Source organism: Microbacterium sp. X-17 (assembly GCF_039615055.1).
The window spans coordinates 1166019-1181315 of sequence record NZ_JBDHNI010000002.1 but is presented as its reverse complement, the minus strand read 5'-3'; the positions used below and the strand labels follow the sequence as shown (position 1 = coordinate 1181315).

Annotated in this window: 14 protein-coding genes; 9 read left to right on the top strand and 5 right to left on the bottom strand. The window is 67.2% G+C overall.

Annotated elements, in window-relative coordinates; genetic code table 11:
- Positions 1-2 precede the first annotated feature (2 nt).
- Positions 3-1184 carry an acyl-CoA dehydrogenase family protein gene (locus tag ABCS02_RS14195; RefSeq protein ID WP_345836294.1) on the bottom strand — a complete coding sequence of 394 codons (1182 nt, stop codon included), beginning with the start codon at positions 1182-1184 and terminating at the stop codon, positions 3-5.
- Between the two features lie 231 nt (positions 1185-1415).
- On the opposite strand from ABCS02_RS14195, the gene ABCS02_RS14190 reads away from it, so the two are divergent.
- Together ABCS02_RS14190 and ABCS02_RS14185 are read left to right on the top strand one after the other, a co-directional pair.
- Positions 1416-2177: a glucose 1-dehydrogenase gene (locus ABCS02_RS14190; protein WP_345836293.1), complete on the top strand. Its 762-nt coding sequence runs from the start codon at positions 1416-1418 to the stop codon at positions 2175-2177.
- 27 nt (positions 2178-2204) lie between these two features.
- On the top strand, positions 2205-3626 hold the full coding sequence (locus tag ABCS02_RS14185; RefSeq protein ID WP_345836292.1) for a hypothetical protein: 1422 nt from the start codon (positions 2205-2207) through the stop codon (positions 3624-3626).
- A gap of 17 nt (positions 3627-3643) precedes the next feature.
- On the opposite strand, the gene ABCS02_RS14180 is transcribed toward ABCS02_RS14185, so the two are convergent.
- A complete protein-coding gene (locus tag ABCS02_RS14180) occupies positions 3644-4180 on the bottom strand; it encodes a helix-turn-helix domain-containing protein (RefSeq protein WP_345836291.1) in 537 nt (178 codons plus the stop codon).
- Positions 4181-4237: 57 nt separating this feature from the next.
- Complete coding sequence (locus ABCS02_RS14175) at positions 4238-5173, bottom strand: LysR family transcriptional regulator (protein ID WP_345836290.1); 936 nt, start codon at positions 5171-5173, stop codon at positions 4238-4240.
- 78 nt (positions 5174-5251) lie between these two features.
- Here ABCS02_RS14175 and ABCS02_RS14170 point away from each other — a divergent pair, with 78 nt between their 5' ends.
- The 4 genes from ABCS02_RS14170 (at position 5252) to ABCS02_RS14155 (ending at position 9997) form a co-directional block, all read left to right on the top strand.
- Entirely contained in the window at positions 5252-6325 is a 1074-nt protein-coding gene (locus ABCS02_RS14170; protein ID WP_345836289.1) for a TDT family transporter, read from the top strand.
- Between the two features lie 647 nt (positions 6326-6972).
- Positions 6973-9003, top strand: coding sequence for a bifunctional polysaccharide deacetylase/glycosyltransferase family 2 protein (locus tag ABCS02_RS14165; RefSeq protein WP_345836288.1), 2031 nt, complete (start codon positions 6973-6975; stop codon positions 9001-9003).
- A 67-nt stretch (positions 9004-9070) separates the two neighbouring features.
- Positions 9071-9277, top strand: a complete 207-nt coding sequence (locus ABCS02_RS14160; RefSeq protein WP_345836287.1) for a dodecin family protein — start codon at positions 9071-9073, stop codon at positions 9275-9277.
- A gap of 51 nt (positions 9278-9328) precedes the next feature.
- Positions 9329-9997 (top strand): hypothetical protein, encoded by a 669-nt coding sequence (locus tag ABCS02_RS14155; protein WP_345836286.1) that lies wholly within the window; start codon positions 9329-9331, stop codon positions 9995-9997.
- Between the two features lie 12 nt (positions 9998-10009).
- On the opposite strand, the gene ABCS02_RS14150 is transcribed toward ABCS02_RS14155, so the two are convergent.
- Positions 10010-10318 carry a hypothetical protein gene (locus ABCS02_RS14150; RefSeq protein WP_345836285.1) on the bottom strand — a complete coding sequence of 103 codons (309 nt, stop codon included), beginning with the start codon at positions 10316-10318 and terminating at the stop codon, positions 10010-10012.
- A gap of 49 nt (positions 10319-10367) precedes the next feature.
- The gene (locus tag ABCS02_RS14145) at positions 10368-10880 is read right to left on the bottom strand and encodes a MarR family transcriptional regulator (protein WP_345836284.1); all 513 of its coding nucleotides are present in this window, start codon (positions 10878-10880) and stop codon (positions 10368-10370) included.
- Positions 10881-10966: 86 nt separating this feature from the next.
- Here ABCS02_RS14145 and ABCS02_RS14140 point away from each other — a divergent pair, with 86 nt between their 5' ends.
- The 3 genes from ABCS02_RS14140 to ABCS02_RS14130 all read left to right on the top strand — a co-directional run bounded on the left by ABCS02_RS14140 (position 10967) and on the right by ABCS02_RS14130 (position 14534).
- Positions 10967-11746, top strand: coding sequence for an alpha/beta hydrolase (locus tag ABCS02_RS14140; protein ID WP_345836283.1), 780 nt, complete (start codon positions 10967-10969; stop codon positions 11744-11746).
- Between the two features lie 455 nt (positions 11747-12201).
- The gene (locus ABCS02_RS14135) at positions 12202-13488 is read left to right on the top strand and encodes a hypothetical protein (RefSeq protein ID WP_345836282.1); all 1287 of its coding nucleotides are present in this window, start codon (positions 12202-12204) and stop codon (positions 13486-13488) included.
- Complete coding sequence (locus ABCS02_RS14130; RefSeq protein ID WP_345836281.1) at positions 13485-14534, top strand: DUF262 domain-containing protein; 1050 nt, start codon at positions 13485-13487, stop codon at positions 14532-14534. The genes ABCS02_RS14135 and ABCS02_RS14130 overlap by 4 nt, the downstream gene beginning before the upstream one ends.
- Positions 14535-15297: the final 763 nt, after the last annotated feature.

The window sequence follows — 15297 nt, the reverse complement described above, 5'->3', positions numbered from 1 at the left end:
GGTCAGATGACCCCGGCGACGACCTCGTCGTTGCCGAGCAGCTTCTTGCCGTAGATCTCCTCGGCGATCTCGAAGTTCATGTACGAGTGACGCGTCGCGACCGAGACGTTGCGGAGGATGCGCTGGAGCGGGTTCGCGAGGGCGAACGAGCCGGCGCCCGACACCGACACCAGGCCGTCGACCGCCTCGCGGAGCGTCTTGCCGGCCCACGTCAGGTCGAGGCGGCGCGCCGCGCGCTCGACCTCGGGCATGTCCTCGCCGCGCTCGGCGTAGCGCATGACGTCCGCGACGACGGCGTCCACCATGGCCTCGGCCGCCCGGATCAGGGTCGCCGCGCGGGCGATGCCGATCTGGGCCGTCGGCGCATCGACGTGCGAGCGGTAGGTGGTGTCGGAGATGCCCTTCGTCGGCGCCTTCTGCAGCACGTACTCGAGCGCGGCCTTCGCCATGCCGAGGACGCCGCCGGCAACCACCGCGTTCCCCATCGGGATGAACGCGACGTGGTAGAGCGCCTCGTCGTCGAACGGGGTGCGGCGGAAGTTGTCCTCCGGCCCGGAGCGGAACATGACGCGGTGGTCGGGGACGAAGACGTCCTCGCCGACCATCGTGACGCTGCCCGTGCCGTTGAGCCCGGAAACGTACCAGGTGTCCTTGATCGTGAACTTGGTGCGGTCGACGAGGGCGATGCCGCCCTGGACCTCGCCCGACTCGTCCGTCGTCATCATGCCGATCGTGCCCCACTGGGCGTAGAGCGATCCCGACGAGTTGCTCCACGCGCCGTTGAGCAGGTAGCCGCCCTCGACCCGGGTGCCCACGCCGACGGATCCGCTGGCGCCGCAGATGATCGCGTCCGGGTTGGATCCCCACACGTCCTGCTGGGCCTGCTCGCCGAACCGCCCGACCAGCGCGGCCGCACCCGTGTACAGGCCCGCGACCCAGGCCGGCGCACCGTCGCCGCGGCCGATCTCGCTGAGCACGGCGACCTGCGTCCCCAGGTCCGCCTCGTAGCCGCCGAAGCGCTTCGGAACGGCGAGCCGCAGCAGGCCCGCGTCACGCAGGGCGGCGATCGTGTCCTCGCCGATCTGACGCTCGTTCTCCACGCGCTCGGCGTTGCCGCGGAGGAAGGGGACGAGTGCGGTCGCCCGCGCCACCAGCTCGTCGCGCGACGGCTCAGTAAGGGACATCGGTGCACTCCCGTTCGTCATTGAGGAAGACAACGTCGCGCAGCGCGAAGCAGCGGGACCTACCGCACGCTACCGAGCGCCCCCTGGACCGGATCCCGGCGGTCCGCTAGCCGGACCATCGCCGGAGCGCCCTCCGGGACACTTCTAACCTTCCGCAAGACCGGTCGCGTTCTGCGCCGGCGGCTCACACACGGACGCGGCGGACGCGATCGGCTGGACAAGGAGACGAGTATGGGACGGGTCAGCGGCAAGGTCGCACTGATCAGCGGCGGCGCACGCGGAATGGGCGCGGAACACGCCCGGCTCCTCGTGAAGGAAGGCGCGAAGGTCGTCCTCGGCGACCTCCTCGACGAGGACGGCGCGGCGGTCGCGGCGGAGCTCGGCGCGGAGAACGCCCGCTACGTGCACCTCGACGTGACGAAGTACGACCAGTGGGAGTCCGCGGTCCAGACGGCGGTCGACGCGTTCGGGCACCTCGACATCCTCGTGAACAACGCCGGCATCGTGAACTTCGCGCCGATCGACGAGTTCCCGCTCGAGGCCTGGCAGCAGATCATCGACATCAACCTGACGGGCCCGTTCTACGGCATCCGCGCGTCGGTCCCGGCGCTCCGGAAGGCCGGCGGCGGCTCGATCATCAACGTGTCCTCGATCGCCGGCCTGCAGGGCTTCAGCATGGTCTCGGGCTACAACGCGTCGAAGTTCGGCGTCCGCGGCCTCACGCGGAGCGTCGCGCTCGACCTCGGCCACGACAACATCCGCGTGAACGCCGTGCTCCCGGGCAGCGTGAAGACGCCGATGAACGCCGACATGGACGTCGACCAGAGCAAGGTCGCGCTCGGGCGCCAGGGCGAGCCCATCGAGCTCTCGAACCTCATCCTCTTCCTCGCGAGCGACGAGTCGTCGTTCTGCACGGGCGCCGACTTCATCGCCGACGGCGGCGAGATCGCGGGCCCCGCGGGTCGCGACCCTCGCGCCGACGACGACAAGTAGACACGCGTCACGCACGGGACGAGTGACATGACGTTCGATCCGGATGCTGCGCCTTGGGAATCGCCGGTTCCCCAGGCGCAGCCCGGGCCGGGCGACCGACCCGAGACCGCTCTGCAGGGGCAGACGACGGTCGCGGAGCGGGAGAACGGCGACGCTGAGCGGGCGTACACCGCCAATCTCCAGCTCGTCGGCAGCTTCCCGGGGGAAGGAGCCGAGGGCTTCCAAATGGCGTGGGTGGGCGACTTCGCCTATGTGCCCACCCACAACAGCCCGCACCAGGAGCATCCCGGCACGATCGTGATCGACGCGTCGGATCCGGCCCGGCCGCATCCCACCGCGTACCTCACGAGCCCGGCGATGCTCGACCCGCACGAAGCGCTGCACGTGCACCCCGGCCGGATGCTCCTCGCCGGTGCGGAGAACACGAGCTTCACCGACCCGCTGCCGAAGGCGATGAGCTTCGACGTCTACGACATCGCGGCCGATCCCGGGCATCCGGTCCTGCTGTCGAGCGTGGAGATCCCCGGTGCCGTCGGGCACGGCGGGAACTTCACGCCGGACGGCCGGACCTTCTTCGTCGGAGCGAACCTCGTTGACGGCATCTACGCCATCGACCTCGCGGATCCATCGAACCCGGTCGCCCTGCCGCGGATCGACGAGCGCGCCCACGACTTCGTCTTCAACGCGGACGGCACGCGCGCCTACATCGCGCACGCGGGCCACTTCCCGCCCATGTTCCCCGAGCTCACCGGCGACAACGGGCTCGTGATCCTCGACGTCAGCGACTACCAGTACCGGCGGCCCGACCCGCAAGCCCGCGTCGTCAGCCGGCTGTACTGGGAGGACGGCGGCGGCGCGCACATGCAGCTCTCGCGGCTCGTCACGTACGACGGGCGCCCGTATGTCGTCATGGGCGACGAGATGGGTGGGGGCGAGCACTTCGGCGAGGGCCGCTCCGGCCCCTACCATCACGGGGTCGCACCGGACGGCTTCATCCGCATCATCGACGTGAGCGACGAGCAGAACCCCCGCGTCGTGTCGAAGCTGATGCTCGAGGTCAGCGACCCGCGGAACGCCGGCGCGAAGGACGACCACATCGGCTACGGCGGGTACTCCTCGCACTACTGCGGCGTCGACCGCTACGAGGATCCGCGGCTGCTCGCCGCCACGTACCGGCAGGCGGGCGTGCGCGTGTTCGACATCCGCAATCCCTTCCGGCCCCGCGAGATCGCCTACTACAAGCCGCCGCTCCGGACCGGGATGCCGCTGCCGGGGTCGTGGCGCGAGTCCGAGGACCAGGGCGGTCTCGGCACGAGCACCACGGACCACTCCGGCTCCCAGGTGCGGTTCGTCGAGCGCGACGGAGAGCTGCACCTCTGGTTCACCAGCACCGACAACGGCTTCCAGGTCCTCCGTTTCACCCGCCCGCTCGACGAGCTCCTGGCCTGACGGGTCCGTCTCCCGCGTCAGGCGACCTGAACGGAGTCAGGCGTGCGCGCGGCGGGCTCCTGCGGGAAGGACAGGACGAGGTGCCGGCCGAGTGCCGTCGCAAGGCGCGCCAGGGTGTCGATTCGGTTCCGCGCCCCGCCACCCTCCTCGAGCCGGGAGATCACCGACTGGGTGGTCTTCATCCGGACCGCCAGCTCGCGCTGGCTCAGCCCGGCAGCCGTGCGGAGATCGTAGACGAGCTGACCGAGTGCGAGATCCTGCTCGACCTCATCGCGACGCTCGTCGGACACGGCGCCACGGCGCTCCCTCATGTCCTCCCACCGGGAATAGTTGCCCATCTCTTCCTCCATCACGTATGTGATCCTTCGCGCAGTTCGACCGAGGGTGAACCGCAATTCGAACAACCCATCGCCGAGGCTTCGCGAAAACGGCATCCGAGCGCTCGACGCGAGCGCCCCGAGCCGGTCCACGATCACGACCACACGCTCCCAGTCGCCGCGACTCAGGCTGTCGAGCCACGACTCAACCTCGTCGTGCACTTCGATCTCAGCCACGACTCATCATCGCATTCGAGGCATGATCGCACAAGAGCGATCATGCCTCTCCGCTCGTCACCAGGCGGCGGGACGAGCGCGGGCGGCGAGTCGGGCTGAGGGGGAGTCCGCCTGCGCGTTGCGGGTCGCCGCACGGAGGAGGGACTGCAGCTCGGGATCCAGGGCGGCCGAGGCGGCGTAGATCGCGCGGAGCTCGCGGATGAAGCGGAGATCGCGGATCCGGACCCGAGCGAGCCGGCCGGACGCGATGTCGTCGCGCACGGCGAGGATGCTGAGCACGGCCGGCCCGGCGCCCGCGGCGACGACGGTACGGATCGCGGCGGTCGTCGGGAGCTCGAGCAGCGGGCGATGCGGCGTGTGCCCGGCATCGAGCATCATCCGTTCCGCGCTGAGGCGGGTACCCGATCCCTCCTCGCGCACGATGAGCGGGGTCTTCGCGAGCTGCGTCGCGGTGATCGACGCGCGGTTCGCCCAGGGGTGCGTCGGCGCGACGACGAGGACCAGCTCGTCCCGGGCGATCGTGACCGACCGCAGGTCGCCGATGTCCTGCGGCGACTCGATGAAGCCGAGCGGATGACTGCCGGACCTGACCAGTTCGACGACGGTGGCGCTGTTCGTCGCGGTCACCGACAGCGGAACGTCGCGACCGCCGTCACGGACGGCCAACAGCCAGGCGGGCAGAAGATACTCCGCGATCGTGAGGCTGGCCGCGACCGAGAGCGGCGTCCGGCGACCGCGGAGCGCGGACGCCCCGACGGCGAATCGCTCGGCCGCGGTCACCACGTCGGCGGCCCACTGCGCCGCGATCTCCCCCTCCGCGGTCAGGCTCGTGCCCCGGGGTCCGCGGTGGAGGAGGGCGAGACCGAGGCGCTCCTCGAGACGCCGCATCCGGGCGGATGCCGCCTGCTGCGTCAGTCCGGCGGCCAGCCCGGCGGCGGAGATCGAGCCCCGCTCCGCGATCGCGGCGAGAACCGCGAGCGAGACGAGATCCACGTCAGCTACAACCAATGCTTGTGCATCCACAATGCATGTACCCTACTGCGCCGGCCGAGGACGGACGAGTGTGGAGGCATGGCCCGGTTCCGCATCTCCGACGTGACCCCCAACTGGTTCGCCGCCGTGATGGGCACCGGCATCGTCGCGACCGCCGCGGCGGCGCTGCCTCTCCAGGTGCCGGGACTCCGTCCGGCGGCGATCGTCGTCTGGATGGCGGCATCCGCGCTCCTCGTGTTCCTGGTCACGACCGCCGTCCTGCACGCGACGCGGCACGGCGGGCGGGCGCGCCAGCACCACCTCGATCCGGTGATGGCGCACTTCTACGGCGCACCTCCGATGGCGTTCCTGACGGTCGGCGCCGGCGCGCTGCTCCTGGGAAAGGACGTGATCGGGACGCCGGCGGCCGTCACCCTCGACGCCATCCTCTGGACCATCGGAACGATCGGCGGTCTGGCGAGCGCGGTGATCGTCCCCTACCTCGCCTTCACCCGGCACGAGAATGCCGCGGACGCGGCCTTCGGCGGTTGGCTCATGCCCGTGGCGCCGCCCATGGTCTCGGCGGCGACCGGCGCGCTGCTGCTGCCGTACGTGCCGAGCGGGCAGCCCCGCGAGACGCTGCTGCTGGCCTGCCTGGCGATGTTCGGGCTGAGCCTGCTCGCCTCGATCATTATCATCGCCCAGCTGTGGCAGCGGCTCGCCGTCCACCATGTCGGCCCGGACCGCCTGGTGCCCACCCTCTGGATCGTGCTGGGCCCGCTCGGTCAGAGCATCACCGCCGTTACGCTCCTGGCCGCGCACGCGGACGGCGCGCTCAGCCCGTCGCTCGCCCGGGCGCTGGCGGGCTTCGCCGTCCTCTACGGGACGGCCATGCTCGGCTTCGCTCTCCTCTGGCTGAGCGTGGCCGCGCTCATCACGATCCGGACCGCTCGGCGCGGGATGCCGTTCTCGTTGACCTGGTGGTCGTTCGTCTTCCCGATCGGCACCTGCGTGACCGGGACCGCGGGACTGGCGGCGCAGACCGGCAACGCCGCCGTCGGGGCGCTCTCCGTCGCCCTCTTCGTCCTCCTCATCGGCGCGTGGACCACGGTCGGCGCACAGACCGTCTACGCGAACGTGCCGCCTCGGCTCCGCCCGTCGCTCGCACGGTAGATCCGAAGACCCGCGACCGTCGCACCCATCGAAGGCGGGGTCGGCTATCGTGGTTGCGCCTCCGGAACCATTGAGGAAGCCGCAGCAATGAGCGAATCCCCCCGCACTCGTCGCACCGGGCACGCCGAAGCGAAGCCCGTCTTCGTCGACCCCAGCGGTCGGCGGGCGAAGCGAATCCGGATAATGGTCGGATCCCTGGCATCGGGCCTCGCGATCTACGTCGGCCTCACGGCCATCGCGCTGCTCTCACCTTCGGTTCCTTGGGCGCCACTTCTGCCGGCAGCGATCCAGCCCGCCGCTCAGACGACGCCGCAGCCCGAGCCCGTCACACCGCCACCGGCCGCCGAACCGAGGACGCCAACCAGGGGTGTGAGCGCACCCCTTACCCCGTCGACAGCACCGATGGACGTGACGGGTCAAACGGTCAGTCAACCGGTCGCCGTCGCGCCACCAGCCCCCGCAGCGACTCCGCGCGCGCCATCGCCATCAGCGACGGCGACGCATGGGAACAGCGCCCTCGCGCCGGGTCAGAGCCGCCGACAGTCCGGTCCCACGCATCCGTGAGCTCGCCCCCTCGGTTCTCCGCGCGAGCGATCCGTCCGACAGCCCACTGGGTGGCGTTGGCGGTTGTCCTCGCCTTCCTGGCGGTGGCACTCACCGTCCAGGGCTACATCCAGCACCTCGGCGGTAGCGGTCAAGACGGCGCGGCGGGCTCGGGCCCGGTCGGCGACGTCCCTGACGCCGTGTCCTCCGGGGGGCCGATCATCTCGATGACACCGGACCTCCGAACACTCACGCCTCCGGAGAACACGATCGCGCTGACGTTCGACGACGGCCCCGACCCGATCTGGACGCCGCAGGTGCTAGCCGTCCTCCGTGACGCGCACGTCCACGCGACCTTCTTCGTCACGGGCGAGGCCGCGATCGCGCAGCCCGCCCTGATGCGCGAGATCCTCGCCGACGGGAACGAGGTCGGCGTGCACACCCTGTCCCACGTGGACCTCGCGTCCGCCCCCGCGTGGCGGCGGCAGCTCGAGGTCGACGGTGGCGAGCAGGCGATCGTCGACGCTACCGGCACGTCCACTGCGCTCGTGCGCCCGCCGTACAGTTCGACCAACACTGCCGTGACCGACGGCCTCTGGAGCGCCATCCAGGGCATCGGAGCCACCGGCAGGATCACGGTGCTGACCACGCTGGACAGTGAGGACTGGCAACGGCCCGGCGTGGACGCCATCGTCCGCAACGCAACACCGCGGGGCACCGAGGGGCAGGTGCTGCTGATGCATGACGGCGGCGGCGATCGAAGCGAGACCGTCGCCGCGCTCGCGCAGCTTCTCCCGCGGCTCGCGTCGAACGGCTTCCGCGTCACGACGGTGAGCGATGCGGCCGGGCTGAAGGCCACCACCCGGCCGGCGACACCGATCGAGCGGATTACCGCGGGAGCGCTGGCCTGGACGATCCGGATCAGCGACATCGTGATCACGCTGATCGGCATCGCCCTCGTGCTGAGCGGGATTGCGATCATCATCCGGTCCGCTCTCGTCGTGATCGTCGCCGCGCGCCACGCGCATCTCGCTCGCAGGCCCCGACCGGCCCGGCCGACGGTCACCGATCCGGTGACCGTGATCATGCCCGCGTACAACGAGGCCGCCGGTATCGAAGCCGCCATCCGCTCCATCGCCGCCTCGGCGCACCCGGTGGAGATCATCGTCGTCGACGACGGCTCGACCGACGAGACCGCCCGCATCGCGGAAGGGCTGGGCATCCCGTCCGTGCGCGTGATCCGTCAGTCCAACGCGGGAAAGCCCGCCGCTTTGAACACTGGGCTCGCCGCAGCGAGCCACGAGCTGGTCGTCATGGTCGATGCCGACACCGTCTTCGAGACGGACACCATCGGCCGCCTGGTGCAACCGTTCGCGGACCCCGAGGTGGGGGCCGTCTCCGGGAACACCAAGGTCGTCAACCGACGGGGAATCATCGGCCGGTGGCAGCACATCGAGTACGTCGTCGGCTTCAACCTCGACCGCCGGCTCTTCGACCTCGCGGAATGCATGCCGACCGTTCCCGGGGCGATCGGTGCGTTCCGCCGGTCCGCGATCATCCGCATCGGCGGCGTGAGCTCCGACACCCTGGCGGAGGACACCGACCTCACGATGTCGCTCCTGCGCGACGGATGGCGGGTCGTCTACCGCGAAGACGCACGCGCGTGGACCGAAGTGCCGGCGGATCTCGGTGCTCTCTGGAAACAGCGCTATCGCTGGTGCTACGGCACGCTTCAGGCGATGTGGAAGCACCGCCGCGCCGTGGTGCAGAAGGGACGCGCCGGCAAGCTCGGACGACGCGGCCTGACGTACCTGTTGATCCTGCAGGTGCTCCTGCCCCTGCTCGCGCCCGTCGTGGACCTGTTCGCTCTCTACGGACTGATCTTCCTCGATCCGGTGAGGATCGTCGCCCTGTGGCTGGCGTTCCTCATCGTCCAGGCCCTGGTCGCCGCCTATGCGTTCCGGCTCGACCGGGAGCCCCTCGGACCGTTGTGGACCCTGCCGTTGCAGCAGATCGTCTACCGGCAGCTCATGTACCTCGTGGTCATCCAATCGGTGTTCACCGCGATCGCCGGGCGCCGCCTCCGGTGGCAGCGGATGGAACGCTACGGGTCTCTGCAGCAGAAGTCTGTGTGACCCCCTTCCCTCCGCACGCGAGCGCGATCAGTATGGGGTGGTCGGCATCGAGCGATGAGGGGTCGAGATGAGCGTTTACCGAGTGATCGACGTGATCGGCACGAGCGAGTCGTCCTGGGAGGACGCCGCCCGAGAAGCCATCAGCACCGCGGCGGAATCGCTGCACGATCTCCGGATCGCCGAGGTGACGAAGCAGGACGTCGTCGTCGGCGATGACGAGACGCTTCTGTTCCGCGTCCGGCTCCAGCTCTCGTTCAAGTACGCGCCGGAGTAAGCCGTTCACGGCCCTCACCCGTCGCGCTGGACGCATGCGGCGGTCGCGATCATGGTGGCTATCGTCCTGAGCAGTGGTGGCGCAGCAGCTGCAGCACCCGTCGACGTGCCGCCCGAGGTCGCGAACCTTTTCGCATGCCCCGCCACCGCCCCGTGCAACGGGATCGTCTTGGGCGAACCGAAGCCGGTCTACGATCTCAACGGCGGTTACAGCACCGACAAATCCGCAGACCCGCGCGGCTCGATCAGCCAGTGGATCGCCGTCGCGTACGACCCCGCGGGAACGGTCATCGGCACCGACTCGGCCGTCCTGCGAAACGGCACATGGGTCCTCGGCGACGTCTACCATCCGCCGTACGATCCGACCGTCATCACCCGCGCAGACGGGCTCCTGCAAGTCCCAGTGGACGGCGCCGCCCTCTACGCGCTCAACGGGGACACCATCAGCGGCATCTACGGTCAAGCGACCCGCAGGGTGCCCTCGCCGACGACGGTCGAGTCCGCGCAGGCCTCCGTCACCGCATGGGCTCGGCAGGCCCCGTGGCGCAATCCGCTCCCGGACGCACCCACGAATCCGATCCTGGTCGGCGTGGTGGGGCTGGGTGGCGCGGCGATCCTGGCCGCGTTCGTCTTCTTCACACGACCTCAGCGCCGACGGCCAGCCTCGCCGGAGCCGGAACACGGTGCCCGTCCTGGTCCGCCCGAACGCGGGGCGCTTTGAGCTGCGGGTGAGCTACCCGCGTTCGCGGAGCGCCCGCTCGAGTTGCGTTCGTGTCGGCGCACCGGCCAGGCCGGTATCGGTGAGGTAGACCCGACACGCGAGATCCGTCGTCCGCCCGCCGGACGGGAAGAGGTCCTCGCCGTCGACGGTGATCGTCGGCGAGCCCGCGAACCCTGCGTCCTCCGCTTCGCCGGCCGTGCGGATCAGCACGTACTCGACCGGGACGTCTGTGAGACCGATTGCGTCGAGCGCCTGCCGCGTCCGTGTTCCCGCCTCTTCCCAGTTGGAGCACTCATCAATGTGCAGGACCCGGACCCTCATACGCACATTGTCGTACGCGCGCGGAGCGAACCGCCGCCCGGCTCGTCCGCTAGATCCCGACGCCCGGCGCGTCGTCGACGACCCGGGCCAGCATCTCCCCGAACGCCACCCGCTCCGTCGCGGAGAGGCGTTCGAAGGATGCCCGTAGCACCGCGTCGATCGATCGGGTGCCTTCCGCGAGCACGCGCTCGCCCTCGGGAGTGAGCTCGGGACGGATGGCACGGCCGGGTCCGTCGGTGCGGCGGATGAGTCCGCGCGCCTCCATCCGGGTCGCGAGGGTGCCGAATGCCTGATCGGTCTGAAAGGTCAGCACGGCGAGGTCATGCAGCGACGAACCCGGGTGTGCGTGAAGGTGGCGGAGGGCGTCCCACTGCACGATCGAGATCCCCAGGGGTTTGAGTGCTTCGTTGCCCGCCCGATGGTGCTTGACCTGCAACCGCTTCACCGCCTGCCCGAGCTGCTGGATCGTCATCGCCATGCCCCGATCATAGGACAAGACATCAAGGTTGTTTATATAAATATGTTGATATAAGGTTGCCGACATGATGGCGACCCATTGCACGCCGTGATGCTGCTGCTGACAGTCGCCCTCGTCATCACCTTGGCCGTCAGCGCAGCGCTGACGGCGACCACCAGAAGGAGCACCCCATGAGCACTGAGTCAGCCCTCGCCCTCACGACCTCGGCCGGCGATATCCCGCTGACCTTCACCGAGCGCGGCGGCGGACGCCCCGTACTGCTGCTGCACGGGGGCGCCGGCCCGCTCTCCGTCGCGGGATTCGCCGACCTGCTCGCCGACCGCACCGGCACCCGCGTGATCACCCCGACCCACCCGGGTTTCGGCGGCACCCCCCGCCCCGAGCAGCTGTCGACAATCGGCGGGCTCGCCGAGCTCTACGCCGGCCTGCTCGACGCGCTCGAGCTGAACGACGTCACCGTGATCGGCAACTCGATCGGCGGCTGGATCACCGCAGAGCTCGCCCTGCGCCGATCGCCCCGCGTGGCCCGCATCGCCTTCGTCGACGCCACCGGCATCGAGGTGGCCGGGCATCCCGTCGTCGACTTCTTCTCGCTCACCCCCGCCGACATCGCCGAGCACAGCTACTACGACCCGTCCAAGGCCGTCATCCCGGACCCGGCGACGCTGCCCCCCGCCGCACGGCAGATCCTGCTCGGCAACCGCGAGGCGCTCGCGGTCTACGGCGGTGCGATGACGGATCCCGGCCTCCGGGAACGGCTGCGCTCGATCGACGTGCCCGCCCTCGTGCTGTGGGGTGAGGCCGACCGCATCGCCGACGCCGACTACGGCCGCGCGTTCGCCGCCGCGATCGGCGACGCCCGGTTCGTGCTTCTCGAGCGCACCGGACACGTCCCGCAGATCGAGACCCCCGAGGCTCTGCTGAGCGCGCTGCACGACTTCGTCGCATAGCCGGACAGACGCCCGTCATGCGGGAGCGTTGGCGGACCCGACGCAATGGCTTTCGAACCCTTCGTGGGAGACGAAGCGACTCCTCGACTGGATCGCGAAGCGCCAGAAGCACTAGTAGTCCGCTCGCCTTGTCAGTTATGAGCTATGGCGCGATCGCTGTCAAGTCTCCTGCACACCTCCGCAAGGGTGTCCCCGGGCGCCAGCAGGACTACTGCACGCGATCGCGATTCGTACACAGAGGGAGCCAGAACGCATCGCCCTTATGGCCCCCTGGGCCCTGGGCCGCGAGCACGCAGTCGCGGGCTCGCGCTGCCTGGTAAGCGACTATCTACACGCCAGGGGACGGTCACCACAGGGAGCCGCACTGCCCACGATGCACGTGTGAACAAGCCGGTACGGAGGGTCACTTGTGGATAGGATGGCGTGCTGACGCGCGTGCGAAAAGGAGCCCTCGAGTGGAGCGTTCTCTGGAGCTTGTTCGCTCGCCGAAGCTCAGCCCTGTGGGCCCGAGGTGGTACAGGTACTACGCCGGGTTTGATCCTGGCTTCGTAGCCGACGTCTGCGATGCTCTCGGGATTGAGGAGGGGGGGTCGGTTCTAGACCCCTGGATGGGCTCAGGCACGACCCTAGGTGTCGCGGCAACTCGAGGCGTGGGAGTCGCGGGGATCGACCTGAACCCTGCGATGGTCGTGGTCGCTAAGGGGCGTCTTCTCGCTACGGACACTTTGTCCAGTCTCGAACCTCTCGGTACGGAGATTCTCAGCACCGCCGGCGCCGCCGAATACATGGGAGTCGACCCGCTGCGCCACTGGCTCGACACGGAGAGTGCGGTGTGGGTACGAGGGCTCGCTCAGCAGATCCGGCGCGTACTCACTACCGACGAAACTTGGCCGTGCGACGTCGATAGCCTCTCGTCACTCGCCAGCTTCTACTTCGTTGCTCTATTCGAAGCCGTCACGCAGGCACTACGAGCGTACGGATCCCGTAATCCAACATGGATCAAGCGTGCTACCGAATACGACGGCGCCGTTGAACTATCCAAGACACAACTCGAGAGTGCCTTCAGTACGGCCGTCAAACGTCTCGCGGTCTATCTTCGCAGCGCACGAAACATCACACCTGAGACTCATGATGCGGCGGTGCTCTCAACGGGCGACTCGCGCAAGATGCCCTTCGCCAAAGGAACGTTCGACACCATTGTGACGTCTCCGCCGTACTTGACCCGCCTGGACTACGTCATGGGTCATGCGCCAGAGTTGGCACTCCTGGGTTACGACGGCGAGGAAATCCGAGTGCTACGCGACCGAATGATCGGTACACCCACGCGCAGGGATGAGGATCTTGCGGAGGGGGTACTGGGAACGATCGCGGAGCAACTTCTGGATCGCGTTCGTAATCACGACAGCTACGCGGCTCGTAGCTACTACGAGCCGAACTTCCGCCAGTACTTTGCCGGAATGGCGAAGTCGTTCAGTGAAATCGAACGGGTCGGTAAGCCAGGAGGAAGCGTACTGCTCGTGGTTCAGGACAGCCGTTTCAAGGATGTCCACATTGACCTTGCGGCCGCTCTGACAAGCATGGGAGAGCGCCGCGGCTGGGAGGTGGGACCACGAAAAGACTTTGTGAATGTGAGATCGATGGCGCAACTGAACAAGAATGCTCACCCTCTCGCGCGCTCAATCAAGCCCGTTGAATCAGCGATCAGCTTCTCTCTACCCCGCAGCACCGGAGGCTTAGGATGAAAACTATTCACTCAACCCAGCCAATCCTCGACTTCTGCAACGGGCTGAAGAGCGGCGAGTACATGGTGAACCGCGACTATCAGCGGAGTGACAAGGTGTGGCCAGCAAACGCGAAGTCATTCCTGATCGAGACGATTGTGCTGGACTACCCAGTGCCCAAGCTGTCCCTACACCAGAATCTTGACGTCAAGTCGCGAAAGACTGTCAAGCAGATCGTCGATGGTCAACAGCGATCGATGGCGATCCAGGAGTTCTACCAGAATAAGCTCCGATTGGGCAGAACCTTGGCGACTGAGCGCCTTCGAAACAAGACATTTGAGGAACTTGATGAAGCCGATCAGGCCACATTCCTCAACTATGGTCTGAACTTTGACATCTTCGTCGGTGCTTCCGTGGACGAAGTACGAGAAGTGTTCCGCCGAATGAACTCTTTCACCATTCCCCTGAACCCGGAAGAAACTCGTCACGCGACGTTCCAGGGACCCTTCAAGTGGTTCATTAACTCGTTGAGCAAACAGTACGACACCGCATTCAGTGAGGTAGGCGTTTTCACCCCCAAGCAGCTCACTCGAATGGCCGATGCCAAGCTGCTGACCGAGATCAGCCACGCGATCGAGCATGGCATCACGACAACCAGCGCTTCATCATTGAACGCCATGTACAAGGCACACGACATCGATTTCCCGCAGGAGGAAGAGATGCGTCACGCCATCGAGATCGCGTTCGATCGGGCGCTCTTTGAGAGCGACATCGCGGGCACCCCGCTTGCCAAACCTCTCAACTTTTACGCTTTGGCACTTGCGTACGTGCATGCTGACGGCCGCATGGCTATCCCGGGGGACTTCGAGACTCCCGACACTCCTTCATTTGAGCGAGGCGACAGGCTTTTCAACCTCTCGTTGCTAGCCGACGCTCTGGAAGCCGACTCCCCGACAGACGTAAGTAGGGAGTTCACGACATTCGCTTCGGCCGCCAAGGATCGGACGAACGTGGCGGCTCAACGCAAGGTGCGCTTCGAGTTCTTCTTACGCGCTATCAGCATCTGAGCCCAATCGTGCGTGCGGTCTCCTACACCCCTCGGCTTTACGCCGTCGCGAGGAAAAGAACTGCCTACGTAGAATCCCTCCTGCCCACAACTCAAGTTTCGATGACTCATCAGCTAGACCGAGAGGTTTCCTTCGCCGCCGTCGAACTCCTGAATACTTGGGCGCGGTTCAGTCGCACGATGTACTTCTCCGTGTGCCGTGGGGTACGTGATGCCAACGGCGCTTTAGTAAGAACATCCATAGCTTTTGCGGATTTCGACGACGCGCAGCGTCATGCAGCTCAGCACTTCAGGAAGCACCGTTTGCCTCCAGGTAAGCTCAGCCATCGCGAAGAACCAAATTGGCTCGAACCTACTGTCTTACAGAAGTTGCTCCACGATATAGGTGCCACCAACGCTTCTACGATTGATGCGGCGTTGTCTTTTCAGACGAGAGTCTTTCAAGGCCTGCCATCCGTTCGAAACTTTTACGGGCACCGTGGACAGGATACGGCACGAAAAGCTTCGAATGTTGGACGACAGTATCAGCTTGGCGGCTCGCTTCACCCGACTCAGCTGTGCCTGAGTTATGCTCCGAACCGCCCGCAATCGATACTTCTAGACTGGATCGCCGACCTGCGCACGATAATGAGACTCGCGGCGGCCTAAGCGCTTGAACCGTTCAGTGTAATGGTATTGGGCCGGTGGCAATCCATTCGAGTCGGGCATTGCGCCAGCGAACTCATCGCCCGCTTGAGAGGATTAGCCTGTCGAATGACAATGGC

What these genes read in the sequence shown, in the direction of transcription:
- ABCS02_RS14155 (WP_345836286.1), top strand. Translation starts at nt 9,329, where the DNA reads ATGGTGGCTATCGTCCTGAGCAGTGGTGGCGCAGCAGCTGCAGCACCC.
- ABCS02_RS14170 (WP_345836289.1), top strand. Translation starts at nt 5,252, where the DNA reads ATGGCCCGGTTCCGCATCTCCGACGTGACCCCCAACTGGTTCGCCGCC.
- ABCS02_RS14185 (WP_345836292.1), top strand. Translation starts at nt 2,205, where the DNA reads ATGACGTTCGATCCGGATGCTGCGCCTTGGGAATCGCCGGTTCCCCAG.
- ABCS02_RS14195 (WP_345836294.1), bottom strand. Translation starts at nt 1,184, where the DNA reads ATGTCCCTTACTGAGCCGTCGCGCGACGAGCTGGTGGCGCGGGCGACC.
- ABCS02_RS14160 (WP_345836287.1), top strand. Translation starts at nt 9,071, where the DNA reads ATGAGCGTTTACCGAGTGATCGACGTGATCGGCACGAGCGAGTCGTCC.
- ABCS02_RS14130 (WP_345836281.1), top strand. Translation starts at nt 13,485, where the DNA reads ATGAAAACTATTCACTCAACCCAGCCAATCCTCGACTTCTGCAACGGG.
- ABCS02_RS14150 (WP_345836285.1), bottom strand. Translation starts at nt 10,318, where the DNA reads ATGAGGGTCCGGGTCCTGCACATTGATGAGTGCTCCAACTGGGAAGAG.
- ABCS02_RS14140 (WP_345836283.1), top strand. Translation starts at nt 10,967, where the DNA reads ATGAGCACTGAGTCAGCCCTCGCCCTCACGACCTCGGCCGGCGATATC.
- ABCS02_RS14190 (WP_345836293.1), top strand. Translation starts at nt 1,416, where the DNA reads ATGGGACGGGTCAGCGGCAAGGTCGCACTGATCAGCGGCGGCGCACGC.